General features: G+C 59.0%; 12 protein-coding genes. 5 read left to right on the top strand and 7 right to left on the bottom strand.

Features of this window, described 5'->3' with window-relative positions:
• Positions 1-371 precede the first annotated feature (371 nt).
• Positions 372-731 (top strand): 6-carboxytetrahydropterin synthase QueD, encoded by a 360-nt coding sequence (queD, locus tag ACJ8J5_RS06815; protein ID WP_025301608.1) that lies wholly within the window; start codon positions 372-374, stop codon positions 729-731.
• A gap of 26 nt (positions 732-757) precedes the next feature.
• Here the strand turns inward: queD and ACJ8J5_RS06820 are convergent, their stop codons facing one another.
• Positions 758-1267 (bottom strand): GNAT family N-acetyltransferase, encoded by a 510-nt coding sequence (locus ACJ8J5_RS06820; RefSeq protein WP_053085969.1) that lies wholly within the window; start codon positions 1265-1267, stop codon positions 758-760.
• Between the two features lie 43 nt (positions 1268-1310).
• Positions 1311-1982 (bottom strand): 7-carboxy-7-deazaguanine synthase QueE, encoded by a 672-nt coding sequence (queE, locus tag ACJ8J5_RS06825; RefSeq protein WP_004932641.1) that lies wholly within the window; start codon positions 1980-1982, stop codon positions 1311-1313.
• 323 nt (positions 1983-2305) lie between these two features.
• On the opposite strand from queE, the gene ACJ8J5_RS06830 reads away from it, so the two are divergent.
• From ACJ8J5_RS06830 to ACJ8J5_RS06845, 4 genes are all read left to right on the top strand, one after another.
• A complete protein-coding gene (locus tag ACJ8J5_RS06830; RefSeq protein WP_414104740.1) occupies positions 2306-3646 on the top strand; it encodes an MFS transporter in 1341 nt (446 codons plus the stop codon).
• Between the two features lie 376 nt (positions 3647-4022).
• Positions 4023-5714, top strand: coding sequence for a urocanate hydratase (gene hutU / locus ACJ8J5_RS06835; protein WP_025159649.1), 1692 nt, complete (start codon positions 4023-4025; stop codon positions 5712-5714).
• The gene (gene hutH / locus ACJ8J5_RS06840; protein ID WP_025301604.1) at positions 5711-7246 is read left to right on the top strand and encodes a histidine ammonia-lyase; all 1536 of its coding nucleotides are present in this window, start codon (positions 5711-5713) and stop codon (positions 7244-7246) included. Before hutU ends, hutH begins: the two co-directional genes overlap by 4 nt.
• A 102-nt stretch (positions 7247-7348) precedes the next feature.
• Entirely contained in the window at positions 7349-8743 is a 1395-nt protein-coding gene (locus ACJ8J5_RS06845; protein ID WP_025301603.1) for an amino acid permease, read from the top strand.
• A gap of 37 nt (positions 8744-8780) precedes the next feature.
• Here ACJ8J5_RS06845 and ACJ8J5_RS06850 read toward each other — a convergent pair whose 3' ends face one another.
• From ACJ8J5_RS06850 to pyrG, 5 genes are all read right to left on the bottom strand, one after another.
• Positions 8781-9977: a methionine gamma-lyase gene (locus ACJ8J5_RS06850; RefSeq protein WP_308369803.1), complete on the bottom strand. Its 1197-nt coding sequence runs from the start codon at positions 9975-9977 to the stop codon at positions 8781-8783.
• A 30-nt stretch (positions 9978-10007) separates the two neighbouring features.
• The gene (locus ACJ8J5_RS06855) at positions 10008-10412 is read right to left on the bottom strand and encodes a hypothetical protein (RefSeq protein WP_080271238.1); all 405 of its coding nucleotides are present in this window, start codon (positions 10410-10412) and stop codon (positions 10008-10010) included.
• Positions 10409-11599 carry an FAD-dependent oxidoreductase gene (locus ACJ8J5_RS06860; protein ID WP_197812907.1) on the bottom strand — a complete coding sequence of 397 codons (1191 nt, stop codon included), beginning with the start codon at positions 11597-11599 and terminating at the stop codon, positions 10409-10411. The genes ACJ8J5_RS06855 and ACJ8J5_RS06860 overlap by 4 nt, the downstream gene beginning before the upstream one ends.
• Positions 11600-11885: 286 nt before the next feature.
• The gene (gene eno, locus ACJ8J5_RS06865) at positions 11886-13181 is read right to left on the bottom strand and encodes a phosphopyruvate hydratase (protein WP_025301599.1); all 1296 of its coding nucleotides are present in this window, start codon (positions 13179-13181) and stop codon (positions 11886-11888) included.
• An 81-nt stretch (positions 13182-13262) separates the two neighbouring features.
• A complete protein-coding gene (gene pyrG, locus ACJ8J5_RS06870; protein ID WP_004932674.1) occupies positions 13263-14900 on the bottom strand; it encodes a glutamine hydrolyzing CTP synthase in 1638 nt (545 codons plus the stop codon).
• Positions 14901-14936 lie beyond the last annotated feature (36 nt).

Raw genomic sequence — 14936 nt, forward strand, 5'->3', positions numbered from 1 at the left:
TCTTCGCTGCGTCGGGTGTGCGGAAAAGATCAGGAGAGTTTGTAAGGTTACCGAGCAGAATAGCAACGATTAAATAAGGGATAGCAATAAATCATAACCAAAATGACTAAGCTGTTTTTCTGGTAAGGGATAACGCTTAAACCGTTAAACAAAGTTTTTTATCCAGATGAAAATAAAGCACTTTTTTTCATCATTTTTTCACCGTTCAACATTTCGGCTCATAACCCCAGCCGATAGGTGCCGCAGACACCAAACAAAAAAAGTGTTAACCGGGTGCGTTTGCCGTGGCGGTAGACCATAACGGTATAAATGGCAAGCAGGCGCGCTTTCCGGTACTATGCGGCGGTTTTTGAGTCAATGAGGCCGTAATAATGGCAACCACGCTGTTTAAAGATTTTCAGTTTGAAGCCGCACACCGTTTGCCGCATGTACCGGAGGGCCACAAATGCGGCCGTCTGCATGGGCATTCGTTTATGGTGCGTCTGGAAGTGACCGGTGACGTGGATCCCCACACCGGTTGGGTGATGGATTTCGCCGAGCTCAAGGCTGTGTTTTCCCCGATCTGGGAGCGGCTGGATCACCATTATCTGAACGATATTCCAGGATTGGAAAATCCCACCAGCGAAGTGCTCGCCGCCTGGATTTGGCAGCAGCTCAAGCCTCAGTTACCGGAACTGACTGCGGTGATGGTGAAAGAGACCTGTACGGCGGGATGCGTATATAAAGGTTGATGCCGTGAGGGTATGTGCAGATACCCTCACACTACCTCGCCTTGCAGATCCAGGCGCCGCGCCACCCAGGGCCTTTCCGACAGGCTCAGCACCATTCCCCCGCGATAGACAAACGTTTTGCTCTCGCCATCCTCAATGAACGCCGTCTCGTTTTCCATCGCCCGATAGCCGGCGCCGGTATAGTACTTTTCGCTTACCGCAAACAGTATGGAATACGCGATCCCTTTACTGCGCAAATAGTCATGCGCCTTCACCAGCATGTTTGCGGCCACGCCGCGGCGCCGATGCGTTTGTGCCACGGCCACCAGCCCGATGATGCCGATCACCTCGGTCTCACCGTCAATCAACACCGGCCGCTTATGCACCGCCAATTGGCCGACGATCGCCTCGCCTTCCGCGGCGGTCACCAGGCAAACCGGCACCTGCCGCCGATAAAATCCGTCGGTTATCTCGGGGAAAGCGTCGGACAACAGCGAGCGAATCGACCGCAATTCCGCTTCCGTCACCGCCTCGAATGCACGCGATACAATTTTCACCGTAACTCCCGTCCCGTTCGAAGGCCTGCGGCCAATAAAAAACTCAGGCGATATTCAGATATTTGTGGGTCTGCATCGACAGCCGCCAATTGCGCGCAATGCAGGTTTCGATGCACAGGCGGGTCGCCTCTTCTTTCTGGCTGATCGGTTGCAGCGCGATAATCCGCGCCTTGTCATCCTGCAACGTCGCCAGCAGCGCATCCAGCGCCTCGATGTCGCGCTCGCGCGCCACCGGATGCTTCACCTCGTCAGCGCGCCGCAGCGCCTGATCCAGCACCTTCATGCCGCCGCGCATATTCACCTTGGGCGAAACCGTCACCCAGGTGTTGGCGGAGCAGCGAATTTCGTGGGTGCCGCTGGTCTCAATCTGGCAACGGTAGCCGTGCTGTTCGAACAGCTCGGTCAGCGGCGCCAGATCGTAAATGCAGGGTTCGCCGCCGGTGATCACCACATGACGCGCGGTGTAGCCTTGTTGGCGCATCACCGCCAACAGCTGCTCGGCGCTGGCATTGCCCCAGGCGTCGCTCTCTTCTGTTTTGACCAGGATCCGTTGCAGGTCGACTTCCCGATGGGCTTCCTTTTCCCAGGTATGTTTGGTATCGCACCAACTGCACCCTACCGGGCAGCCCTGCAGGCGGATGAAAATGGCCGGCACGCCGGTGAAAAAGCCTTCGCCCTGCAAGGTTTGGAACATCTCGTTGATCGGGTACTGCATCGGTTTCTCAATCTGGAAAAGTAAAAAGCGATTATCGCAGATTCCGGCCCGGCGACCAAACGGCCAAAATTGTATTAAATTTTATCCTCCGCGCCGCCATCAGCATATCTCACCGCCAATGGCGTTCATTTAATTTGTTAACCGGTCTTTGGCCTTTCATCGGCGGTGCAACCTGCTCCACAGAAAACAACACGCAGTTAACAAATAAGATAATTATATTTGACATAAAGCGCTGACGCGCAGATGTATATACAAGCAAACACAAGCCGAGCGCCAGTTTCGGCCACGTTCCATCACGACTACATCTGCGTTTAGAGGGTGCCATGACTCATTCCACCAGCGAGTTAAACATTCAACAGGCCATCGACGACAGCAAGTTTTCGCTGTTTCACTGGACCCTGATCATTCTCGGATTCCTGATCCTCGCCATCGACGGTTTCGATACCGCCGCCATGGGCTATATCGCCCCCTCGGTCGCCAAAGACTGGGGCATCGTCAAACAGGATCTGGGGCCGGTGCTGAGCGCCGCGCTGCTGGGGCTGTCGCTCGGCGCGCTGATCGCCGGGCCGATCTCCGACCGCATCGGCCGCAAGCGCGTGCTGGTGTTTTCCTGCCTGTTCTTCGGCCTGTCGAGTTTGGCCACCGCCTACGCCGGTTCGCTCAACAGCCTGACGCTGTGGCGCTTCCTCACCGGCCTCGGGCTGGGGGCGGCGATGCCCAACGCCATTACCTTGATCTCCGAATACGCGCCGCAGCGCTGCCGTTCGCTGGCGATCAACACCATGTACTGCGGCTTTCCGCTGGGCGCAGCCGGCGGCGGCGCCATTTCATCGTGGCTGATCCCGAGCTACGGCTGGCACAGTGTGCTGCTGCTCGGCGCCATCGCGCCGCTGGTATTGACGGTTCTGCTGATCCTGCTGCTGCCAGAGTCGGTTAAATATATGGTTAACCGCGGCCAGGATGCGGCGAAGATCAAACGCATCGCGCAGCGTTTCGTCAACCGGAGCCTCGACGGCGTGACGCGTTTTTACCTGTACGAAGAGAAGCTGGCGCAGACCAAAACCAGCGTCGGCCTGCTGTTCAGCCGCCCCTATCTGCTCGGCACGCTGATGCTGTGGCTGACCTACTTTATGGGGTTGGTGATCTACTACGTGTTGCTGAGCTGGATGCCGATCCTGATGCAGGGATTGGGTTACCAGTTGGAACAATCGGCGATGCTCACCTCGCTGTTCACCTTCGGCGGCACGCTGGGCATCCTGGTGGCCGGCTGGCTGATGGATCGCTGGAATGCGCATAAAGTGGTCTCGAGCGGCTTTGTCGTCACCGCCCTGCTGATCGTGGCGATGGCCACCGAAGATAAACAGATCGTGCTGCTGGGCGCCTTCATCTTCCTGATGGGCGTCACCATGAACGGCGCGCAGTCCGGGCTGCAAACGCTGGCGGCGACCTTCTACCCGACCCACAGCCGCGCCACCGGCATCGCCTGGATGCAGGGCATCGGCCGCTTCGGCGGCGTCGCCGGCACCATGATGGGCGCCCAACTGCTGGCGATGCAGTGGGAAGTGCAGAGCATCCTGATGTTCCTGTGCGTACCGGCGCTGATCGCCGCCATCGCCACGGTGTGCAAGATGAGCCGCAAGCCGATGCTGCAACCGGCCGCCTGACCCCTGCAAGCCCGCCCACGGCGGGCTTTGTTCTTGCGGTGATAGGGCTTGTTTATCCTCCGCCGCCAACTGTAATCAGTCTGTAAAAATATTGTGACTAGCCGCCCAAAAATGAGTCAATTTTAATTCATTTTTGCCGAACAGCTCACTTTTCTCCGGCCTATCGCACATGATTCCGGTGATAAAAAAAACGCTTATCAAGCTGATATAAAAAGAAAATAACTTTTTCTTATGCCATTTTTCATCGGCAACTGGTCAGTGTTGCATATGCTTGTACATACAAGTATATGTTAATAAGCCCTACGCATTGTTATGCCGTGGTACTCATCCCCACCGCGGCATGAAATCTGCACCGATACTGTTTGAGGAAACTGCTGTGACTACAAATAACAAAGTTCGCAATGTCGATGTACGCGCGCCACGCGGCACACAATTAAACGCAAAAAGCTGGCTGACCGAAGCGCCGTTACGCATGCTGATGAACAACCTCGATCCTGAAGTTGCGGAGAACCCACACGAGCTGGTGGTGTACGGCGGCATCGGCCGCGCCGCGCGCGACTGGGATTGCTACGACAAGATCGTCGAAACCCTGAAAACGCTGGAAGAAGACGAAACCCTGCTGGTGCAGTCCGGCAAACCGGTCGGCGTCTTCAAAACCCACAGCAACGCGCCACGCGTGCTGATCGCCAACTCCAACCTGGTGCCGCACTGGGCCACCTGGGAACACTTCAACGAACTGGACGCCAAAGGCCTGGCCATGTACGGCCAGATGACCGCCGGCAGCTGGATCTACATCGGCAGCCAGGGCATCGTTCAGGGCACCTATGAAACCTTCGTCGAAGCGGGCCGCCAGCATTACGACGGCAGCCTGCAGGGCCGCTGGGTGCTGACCGCCGGCCTGGGCGGCATGGGCGGCGCACAGCCGCTGGCCGCGACGCTGGCGGGCGCCTGCTCGCTGAACATCGAATGTCAGCAGAGCCGCATCGATTTCCGTCTGAAAACCCGCTACGTCGATGAGCAGGCCAAAGATCTGGACGACGCGCTGGCCCGCATCAAGAAATACACCTCAGAAGGCAAAGCCATCTCCATCGCTCTGTGCGGCAACGCGGCGGAAATCCTGCCTGAGCTGGTGCGCCGCGGCGTGCGCCCGGACATGGTCACCGACCAGACCAGCGCCCACGATCCGCTGAACGGCTACCTGCCGAAGGGCTGGAGCTGGGAAGAGTATCGCCAGCGCGCGCAAACCGAGCCGGCCAAAGTGGTCGCCGCCGCCAAGCAGTCGATGGCCGATCACGTCAAAGCCATGCTGGCGTTCCAGCAGATGGGCGTGCCAACCTTCGACTACGGCAACAACATTCGCCAGATGGCGAAAGAAACCGGCGTCGACAACGCCTTCGACTTCCCGGGCTTCGTGCCGGCCTACATCCGTCCGCTGTTCTGCCGCGGTATCGGGCCGTTCCGCTGGGCGGCGCTGTCCGGCGATCCGCAGGACATCTACAAAACCGACGCCATGGTGAAAGAGCTGATCCCGGATGACGAACACCTGCACCGCTGGCTGGACATGGCGCGCGAGCGCATCAGCTTCCAGGGCCTGCCGGCGCGCATCTGCTGGGTTGGCCTCGGCCAGCGCGCCAAGCTGGGCCTGGCGTTCAACGAGATGGTACGCCGCGGCGAACTGTCCGCCCCGATCGTCATCGGCCGCGACCACCTGGATTCCGGCTCCGTTTCCAGCCCGAACCGTGAAACCGAAGCGATGAAAGACGGTTCCGATGCGGTTTCCGACTGGCCGCTGCTGAACGCCCTGCTGAACACCGCCAGCGGCGCCACCTGGGTTTCCCTGCACCACGGCGGCGGCGTCGGCATGGGCTTCTCCCAACACTCCGGCATGGTGATCGTCTGCGACGGCACCGACGAGGCCGCCGAGCGCATCGCCCGCGTCTTGCACAATGACCCGGCTACCGGGGTCATGCGTCACGCCGACGCCGGTTACGATATCGCTATCGACTGCGCCCGCGAGCAAGGCCTGAACCTGCCGATGGTTGCCGCGACCCAAGGAGAAAAAGCATGAAAGCGCTGACTATTCGCCCGGGCAAACTGACGCTGGCCCAGCTACGCGACGTGTATCAACATCCGGTGACGCTGACGCTGGACGACAACGCCTACGGCCCTATCCAACAGAGCGTGGCCTGCGTGGAACGCATCGTTGAAGAAAACCGCACCACTTACGGCATCAACACCGGGTTTGGCCTACTGGCTTCGACCCGCATCGCCCGCGACGATTTGGAAAACCTGCAGCGTTCGATCGTGCTGTCACACGCCGCCGGCGTGGGCGAGCCGACCGACGACAACCTGGTGCGCCTGATCATGGTGCTGAAGATCAACAGCCTGTCGCGCGGCTTCTCCGGCATTCGTCTGGAAGTCATTCAGGCGCTGATCGCGCTGGTCAACGCCGAAGTTTATCCGCATATTCCGCTGAAAGGCTCAGTCGGCGCCTCCGGCGACCTGGCGCCGCTGGCGCACATGAGCCTGGTGCTGCTGGGCGAAGGCCAGGCGCGCCATCAGGGCCAATGGCTGCCGGCGACCGAAGCGCTGGCCAAAGCCGGCCTGAAACCGCTGACGCTGGCGGCGAAAGAGGGTCTGGCGCTGCTGAACGGCACCCAGGTCTCCGCCGCCTTCGCGCTGCGCGGCCTGTTCGATGCCGAAGATCTGTTCGCCGCTGCGACCGTGGCGGGCAGCCTGACGGTGGAAGCGGCGCTGGGCTCTCGCAGCCCGTTCGATGCGCGTATCCACGAGGTGCGCGGCCAGCGCGGCCAGATCGACGCCGCCCTCGCCTATCGCCACCTGCTCGGCGCGCGCAGCGAAGTCTCCGACTCGCACCGCAACTGTGAAAAAGTGCAGGATCCTTACTCCCTGCGCTGCCAGCCACAGGTGATGGGCGCCTGCCTGACGCAGATCCGCCAGGCCGCCGAGGTGCTGGAAATCGAAGCCAACGCCGTCTCCGATAACCCGCTGGTGTTCGCCGAACAGGGCGACGTGCTGTCCGGCGGCAACTTCCACGCCGAACCGGTAGCGATGGCCGCCGATAACCTGGCGCTGGCGTTTGCCGAAATCGGTTCGCTGTCCGAACGCCGCATCTCGCTGATGATGGACAAACACATGTCGCAACTGCCGCCGTTCCTGGTGGAAAACGGCGGCGTGAACTCCGGCTTCATGATCGCCCAGGTCACCGCCGCGGCGCTGGCCAGCGAAAACAAAGCGCTGGCGCATCCGTCGAGCGTCGACAGCATCCCGACCTCCGCCAACCAGGAAGACCACGTCTCCATGGCGCCGGCCGCCGGTCGCCGCCTGTGGAGCATGGCGGATAACGTGCGCGGCATTCTGGCGGTCGAATGGCTGGCCGCCTGCCAAGGCCTGGATTTCCGCAACGGCCTGAAGACCTCGGAAGGTCTGGAGCAGGCGCGCCGTCTGCTGCGCGAGCATGTCAGTTTCTACGACAAGGATCGTTTCTTCGCCCCCGACATTGAAGCCGCCAGCCAACTTTTGGCGGCCGGTCACCTGACATCGCTGCTGCCTGCGGCGCTGCTGCCTAGCCAGGCATAATCATCACACACTGAATCACGCAGTTTGTTCTGCCCCGCCGGGTGCGTTCCACCCGGCGCGGGCAGCGCGTGCCTGTTCGGCAAACACTTAACGGGAAGCAACATGCGTAACGAAACGACACAACTCAGACGCGGACTAAACGCGCGGCATATCCGTTTCATGGCCCTCGGCTCGGCGATCGGCACCGGCCTGTTCTACGGCTCCGCCGGCGCCATCCAGCTGGCCGGCCCGGCCGTGCTGCTGGCCTACCTGGTGGGCGGCGCGGCGGTGTTCATGGTGATGCGCGCGCTGGGTGAAATGGCGGTGCACCAGCCGGTTTCCGGCTCGTTCGGCCACTACGCCAGCCACTATCTCGGCCCGCTGGCCGGGTTCCTCACCGGTTGGACCTACACCTTCGAAATGGTGATCGTCGCCCTGGCGGACGTCACCGCCTTCGGCATCTATATGGGGCTGTGGTTCCCGGACGTCGCTCAGTGGGTTTGGGTGCTCAGCATCATCCTGTTTATCGGCGCGCTCAACCTGTGCAGCGTCAAGGTATTCGGCGAGCTGGAGTTCTGGCTGTCGCTGGTCAAAGTCGCCGCCATCGTGGCGATGATCGTCGGCGGTGCGGCGGTGATGCTGTTCGGTTTCGGGCAAACCCAGCACGCCACCGGTATCAGCAACCTGTGGCAACACGGCGGCTTTATGCCTAACGGCTTCGGCGGTGTGGTCGCGTCATTGGCAGTGGTGATGTTCGCCTTCGGCGGCATCGAGATCATCGGCATTACCGCCAGCGAGGCGAAAGACCCCGCCAAAGTGCTGCCGAAGGCGATCAACGCCGTACCGGTGCGCATCCTGCTGTTTTACGTGCTGACGCTGACGGTGCTGATGGCGATCTATCCGTGGAACAGTATCGGCCAGAACGGCAGCCCGTTCGTCGAGATTTTCAGCAACCTTGGCATCAGTTCCGCCGCCAACGTGCTGAACGTGGTGGTGATCACCGCGGCCATTTCGGCCATCAACAGCGACATCTTCGGCGCCGGCCGCATGATGTACGGCATGGCGCAGGACGGCCAGGCGCCGCGCAGCTTCACCAAACTGACCGCCAGCGGCGTGCCGTGGATGACGGTGCTGGTGATGTCAGTCGCCCTGCTGCTGGCGGTGGTGCTCAACTACCTGATCCCGGAGAAGGTCTTCATGATCATCGCCTCGATCGCCACCTTCGCCACCGTCTGGGTGTGGCTGATGATCCTGCTGTCGCAGATCGTCATGCGCCGCACGCTGTCGCCGGAAGAAACTCGTCAGTTGAGCTTCCCGGTGCCGTGGTGGCCGGTGGCGCCGGCATTGGCGACCGCCTTTATGGCGTTCGTCATCGGCCTGCTCGGCTACTTCGAAGAGAGCCGCATCGCGCTGTACGTCGGGCTGGTGTGGATCGCTTTACTCACCGTGGCTTACTGGCTGTGGGTGCGCAAAAAAGGCGGCGGCTCGCCGGTGACCGCGGCGACGCAACAGATGTAACGCCCGCTGTTGATAAAACCCGCTGCGGCGGGTTTTTTTATTGCGCTTGCGCCAGCGCCTGCAGGATATCGGCCTGCAGATCGTCAAACGCCTCCAGCCCGGCGGACAGCCGCACCAGCCCCTCGCTGATGTGGTGCCGTTTCCGCTCTTCCGGCGTGTAGGCCGAGTGCGTCATGCTGGCCGGGTGTTGCGCCAGGCTTTCGCAATCGCCCAGGCTGACCGCGCGCAAAATGAGCTGCAGCGCATTGAGGAAGCGAATGCCTGCACGCATGCCGCCCCGCAGTTCAAACGCCAGCATGCCGCCGGGGCGCGCCATTTGCCGCTGCGCCAACGCATGCTGCGGGAAGTTCGCCAGGCCGGGGTAATACACCCGCTCGACCGCCGGATGCTCCGCCAACATTTCTGCCAGGCGCTGCGCGTTATCGCAATGACGTTCCATGCGCAGCGGCAAGGTTTTCATCCCACGCAGCACCAGCGCGGCATCCTGCGCCGACAGTACCGCCCCGTTCATGTCCTTTAACCCCTCCAGACGGATCGCCTCGGCCAACGCCTGACGCGTCACCGCTATCCCGGCCAAGAGATCGCCGTGCCCGCCGAGGTACTTGGTCGCCGAGTGCACCACGATATCGGCACCTAACGCCAAGGGCCGCTGTAGATAGGGCGTGCAGTAGGTATTGTCCACCAGCAGCAGCGCCTGATGCCGATGGGCGATCTCCGCTACGGCGGCGATATCGACCAAGCGCATATTGGGATTGGCCGGGGTTTCGCAATACACCAGTCGGGTATGCGGACCCATGGCCGACGCTAGCCGCTCCGGCCGGGTCAGGTCAACGTGGGTTATCTTGACGCCGAAGCGTGCCAAGCCATGATGAAAGTAGCTGAAGGTACAGCCATAGACGGTTTCATCGACAATCAGCTCATCGCCCGGTCTGAGCAGCGTCCAGCAACACGCGGTGATCGCCCCCATACCGGAAGCGAACGCCACCGCCGCCTCCCCCTCCTCCAGGTTGGCGATGCGTTGCTCGAGCAGGGTTAACGTCGGATTGGCGATGCGCGAATAAAAGTACCCCGGCTCGGTGCCGGCAAAGCAGGCACCGCCGTATTCCGCGGTGGGAAAAGCAAACGTAGAGCTCATAAACACCGGCGGAGACAGTGCCCCCTGATACCGCTTCGGATCGTAGCCGTAATGAATAGCCCGGGTGGCAAAGTCGTGGCCAACTGCTGTAGCGGACATAACACAACTCCTTACCTGAGTGGGTGAAGCTTAATTCGTTGATTCATCCGAAAGGGCCGGCGGCAATGCGCTGTCTCGCGTGCGCTGGCCGATGATTTGTAAAGTACGCAGCAGCAGCGTCAACCCCAGCAGGGTATCCGGCTGCTTCAGCAAGGCGTACAGCGCGCGAAAACTGGCCGGCGGAGGATTCAATTGCAGCTCGCTGTGCGCCATCTGCAACGCAGTCCCCCCCTCCCAACCGACCGTAACCAGCCCTTCAAACACGCCGGCCAGTTTCTCCACCAGCGCGTTGTCGGCGATATCCACCACGTCCGACAACAGCGACAACAGATCGACCACGTTATCCAACCGCCCGCCCGCCAGCAGCGGCTGCAATTTCTCGAGCAACGCCGCCAATGATTGCAGGTCCGCCGCATGCACCGTGCTTTCCGTCATATCAGCCCCCTTACCGTGGCCCAGTAAAGGCCACGGTTAAACCCATTACGCAGCATGCCGCCTACCTTGGTGGCGGGCGTCGGCAGTACGTCATGCCGGTAGTCGTAGACCAGCGGCATGCCGGCATTCAGCCCCATTTGCGCGACCGCCTGCACCTTGCCATCGTAATGGCTCACGGGCTGGCCCAGCCGCATTTCCGCCACGATGTTGTCGGCAATGACCGGCGCCTGATTATGGCAAGAGCCGCCGGCCTTGCTGACCGGCAAATCCACGGTATCGCCGATCACATATACGCCCTGCAGACCGTAGACCTGCAGCGTTTGATGATCGGTTGGCAGCCAGCCTTCGCCGTTTTGACTCTCGCTCAACCCGGTATTGCGCACCGCCTCGACTGCGCGAATCGGCGGCGTTGCCATCAGAATGTCGAACGGCTGTTCTTCCCCTTCGGCGGAATAGGCGATGTTACGCTGGGCGTCTACCCGGCTGAGGGTAAACCCTCGCTGGTGGCGAATGTCGCGCGCGGCAAAAATGGCGGGCAGCGCTTCGCCGGTCGGCCGCTGCAAAAACAGGCAGTTGCGCAGCAGTTGGGAAATGGTCGGGTAGGTGTACACAATCTCTACCGCCTTGCGCACGCCGCGCCGCCGCAGGTAGTCGTCCAGCATCAAGGTGGTTTCGATCGGCGCAATGCCGCACTGATGGGGCACGTTGGGCGTTTCGGGGAAGGACACGGTGATGAAAATTCGGCCTTTTTCGATCGTCGCCAGCTTATGCGCCAGCCGCCTGGCGGCCTGATACTGATAAAAATGATCGCCCGCCTGCGCCAATCCTTCGATGCGTTCTGGCCAAGGGACACAGCCGGTAGCAAAGACCAGAAAGTCATAGGAATAAATTTTACCGCTTTGCGTAGCTATACTTCGCTGTTTTAAATCGAAAGATTGCGCTTTATCAACAATAAACTGTATTTCAGGCCGCAATAAACTCCGCTGTGAACGCGTGAGCTCTTGCTTGAAAAAAGCATTGAACGCCACATACATAAACGCCGGCTTGTAATAATGCAGCGGCGAATCCGATATCATTAATAACTCGACTTTATTATTAATAATCTCTTGGTGTAATTTTGCGGCCAATAAATTGGCCAGGATGGTGCCGCCTGTTCCACCGCCGATAATGATGATTCGCTGTCGCATCAAGCCCCCGCTCAACCGGCCAGCAAGCCGGCAGTATTAAGGTATGGTGATGATGAAGTTCTACGGCAGAACGGCGAGAAATAAACTGCCTTATTGGCAGTCTAGTAACGAATAGTTATAAAGCAAATAAAATGGGAATATAAAAACGGGAAAGAGAGATATCGGAATAAATTTACCCCGTTAAAAACTACCGTTTTTAATAAATAACTACTGGTTAATATATCGGTTATAGCCACAAAAAAACCCGCCGCAGCGGGTTTTTATTTAACAACCGAATCGGTCGAACTTACTGGCCTTTAACTTCTTTCAGGCCGTTGAATGGCGCACGGTCACCCAGCGCTTCTTCGATACGGATCAGTTGGTTGTATTTAGCAACGCGGTCAGAACGGCTCATGGAGCCGGTTTTGATCTGGCCAGCCGCAGTCCCTACCGCCAGATCGGCGATGGTCGCGTCTTCGGTTTCACCGGAACGGTGAGAGATCACCGCGGTGTAGCCGGCGTCTTTCGCCATCTTGATTGCAGCCAGCGTTTCGGTCAGAGAACCGATCTGGTTGAATTTAATCAGGATGGAGTTAGCGATGCCTTTCTCGATGCCTTCTTTCAGGATCTTGGTGTTGGTCACGAACAGGTCGTCGCCCACCAGCTGAATTTTGTCGCCCAGCACTTTGGTCTGGTAAGCGAAGCCCGCCCAGTCAGATTCATCCAAGCCGTCTTCGATAGACACGATTGGGTACTGTTTGGTCAGCTCTTCCAGGAAGTGAGTGAACTCTTCGGAAGTGAAGGCTTTATTGCCTTCGCCGGCCAGCACGTATTTACCGTCTTTGTAGAATTCGGAAGCCGCGCAGTCCATCGCCAGAGTAACGTCTTTGCCCAGCTCGTAGCCCGCCGCTTTTACCGCTTCAGCGATAACGGCCAGCGCTTCGGCGTTGGAACCCAGGTTTGGCGCGTAGCCGCCTTCGTCGCCCACGGCGGTGTTCATGCCTTTGGCTTTCAGAACTTTCGCCAGGTGGTGGAACACTTCAGAACCGATGCGCACCGCTTCTTTCAGGGTCTTCGCGCCAACCGGCTGAATCATGAATTCCTGAATGTCGACGTTGTTGTCAGCGTGCTCGCCGCCGTTGATGATGTTCATCATCGGCAGTGGCATGGAGAATTTGCCTGGGGTGCCGTTCAGTTCAGCGATGTGCTCATACAGCGGCATGCCTTTAGAGGCTGCGGCCGCTTTCGCTGCTGCCAGGGAAACCGCCAGAATGGCGTTGGCGCCGAAGTTGGATTTGTTTTCGGTGCCGTCCAGATCGATCATGATCTTGTCGATGTTCGCCTGGTCTTTGGCATCTTTACCCAGTACTGCCTGAGCAATCGGACCGTTTACTGCAGCAACGGCTTTCAGTACGCCTTTACCCAGGAAACGAGACTTGTCACCGTCACGCAGTTCCAGCGCTTCGCGGGAACCGGTAGAAGCACCTGACGGCGCAGCAGCCAAGCCGACGAAACCGCCTTCCAGATGAACTTCGGCTTCAACAGTCGGGTTACCGCGGGAGTCGATGATTTCACGACCGATGACTTTAACGATTTTGGACATTAGGTTTTCCTCAGTACAAGTTAAACTAAAACTCCAGACAAACAGCGCGCGGTTCTCACCGCGCGCCGCCCACCAAATATTTTATTTCACCTGGCGCTTCTGATGCTCGCCTGCGGCTTTCACGAAGCCAGCGAACAGCGGATGCCCATCACGCGGCGTAGACGTAAATTCCGGGTGGAACTGACAGGCTACAAACCACGGGTGATTCGGCAGTTCAATGATCTCGACCAGCTTGTTGTCGGCGGAACGGCCGGCGACACGCAGCCCTGCGGCTTCGATCTGCTTCAACAGCATGTTGTTAACTTCGTAACGGTGACGATGACGCTCGACAATGGTCGGTTCGCCGTACAGCTGACGCACCAGGCTGTTGTCGCTCAGGTTGCACTGTTGGCCACCTACGCGCATCGTGCCGCCCAAATCGCTTTCTTCGCTGCGCACTTCGACGTTGCCGTCTTCGTCGCGCCATTCGGTGATCAACGCCACCACCGGGTACTTACAGTCTGGCATAAACTCGGTGGAGTTGGCGTTTTCCATGCCGGCCACGTTGCGAGCGAACTCCATCAACGCCACCTGCATGCCCAGGCAAATGCCCAGGTAAGGAATGTTGTTCTCGCGCGCATAGCGTGCGGTCATCACTTTGCCTTCCACGCCGCGGTAGCCGAAGCCGCCCGGGATCAGGATCGCATCCAGCCCTTTCAGCACTTCCACGCCGCGGGTTTCTACGTCCTGCGAGTCGATCAGCTTGATGTTCACGGTCAGACGGTTTTTCAGCCCGCCGTGTTTCAGCGCTTCGATCACCGACTTGTAGGCATCCGGCAGCTCAACGTATTTGCCGACCATTCCGATGGTCACTTCGCCGCCCGGATTGGCTTCTTCGTAGATCACCTGTTCCCATTCGGCCAGGTTGGCTTCCGGTGCGTTCAAGCTGAATCGTTTACAAATATAATCGTCCAGCCCCTGAGATTTCAATAGGCCTGGGATTTTATAAATAGAATCAACGTCTTTCAGAGAGATAACCGCTTTTTCCGGCACGTTGCAGAAAAGCGCGATTTTAGCGCGTTCGTTAGCAGGAACCGCGCGATCGGAACGGCAAATCAGCACATCAGGCTGAATACCGATGGAAAGCAGCTCTTTTACGGAATGCTGGGTCGGCTTGGTTTTCACTTCGCCGGCCGCCGCCATGTACGGCACCAGCGTCAGGTGCATGTACAGAGTGTGCTCGCGGCCCACTTCCACCGCCATCTGACGGATGGCTTCGAGGAACGGCAGCGATTCGATATCGCCGACGGTGCCGCCGATTTCCACCAGCACCACATCGTGGCCTTCGCCACCTTCGATGATGCGCTCTTTGATCGCGTTGGTGATGTGCGGAATGACCTGCACGGTCGCACCCAGATAGTCGCCGCGGCGTTCTTTACGCAGCACGTCGGAGTAGATGCGGCCGGTGGTGAAGTTGTTGCGACGCGACATTTTGGTGCGGATGAAGCGCTCGTAGTGACCCAAATCCAGATCGGTTTCTGCGCCGTCTTCGGTGACGAAAACTTCCCCATGCTGAATCGGGCTCATGGTGCCCGGATCCACGTTGATGTACGGGTCCAGTTTCATGATGGTAACGTTGAGGCCACGGGCTTCAAGAATAGCCGCCAGAGAGGCTGCGGCAATGCCTTTACCCAGAGAGGATACGACCCCGCCGGTCACAAAAATATAATTAGTTGTCATGCTGAACCTGAGAGTTTAGGTTTAAAGACGATGGAA

Origin of the sequence: Serratia sp. CY43202 (assembly GCF_052168755.1) — a bacterium.
Classification (GTDB): domain Bacteria; phylum Pseudomonadota; class Gammaproteobacteria; order Enterobacterales; family Enterobacteriaceae; genus Serratia; species Serratia bockelmannii.

Excerpts from the sequence above, each read along its gene's own strand:
- queD (WP_025301608.1), top strand. The coding sequence starts at position 372 with ATGGCAACCACGCTGTTTAAAGATTTTCAGTTTGAAGCCGCACACCGT.
- queE (WP_004932641.1), bottom strand. The coding sequence starts at position 1,982 with ATGCAGTACCCGATCAACGAGATGTTCCAAACCTTGCAGGGCGAAGGC.
- ACJ8J5_RS06830 (WP_414104740.1), top strand. The coding sequence starts at position 2,306 with ATGACTCATTCCACCAGCGAGTTAAACATTCAACAGGCCATCGACGAC.
- hutH (WP_025301604.1), top strand. The coding sequence starts at position 5,711 with ATGAAAGCGCTGACTATTCGCCCGGGCAAACTGACGCTGGCCCAGCTA.
- ACJ8J5_RS06845 (WP_025301603.1), top strand. The coding sequence starts at position 7,349 with ATGCGTAACGAAACGACACAACTCAGACGCGGACTAAACGCGCGGCAT.
- ACJ8J5_RS06850 (WP_308369803.1), bottom strand. The coding sequence starts at position 9,977 with ATGTCCGCTACAGCAGTTGGCCACGACTTTGCCACCCGGGCTATTCAT.
- ACJ8J5_RS06855 (WP_080271238.1), bottom strand. The coding sequence starts at position 10,412 with ATGACGGAAAGCACGGTGCATGCGGCGGACCTGCAATCATTGGCGGCG.
- ACJ8J5_RS06860 (WP_197812907.1), bottom strand. The coding sequence starts at position 11,599 with ATGCGACAGCGAATCATCATTATCGGCGGTGGAACAGGCGGCACCATC.
- eno (WP_025301599.1), bottom strand. The coding sequence starts at position 13,181 with ATGTCCAAAATCGTTAAAGTCATCGGTCGTGAAATCATCGACTCCCGC.
- pyrG (WP_004932674.1), bottom strand. The coding sequence starts at position 14,900 with ATGACAACTAATTATATTTTTGTGACCGGCGGGGTCGTATCCTCTCTG.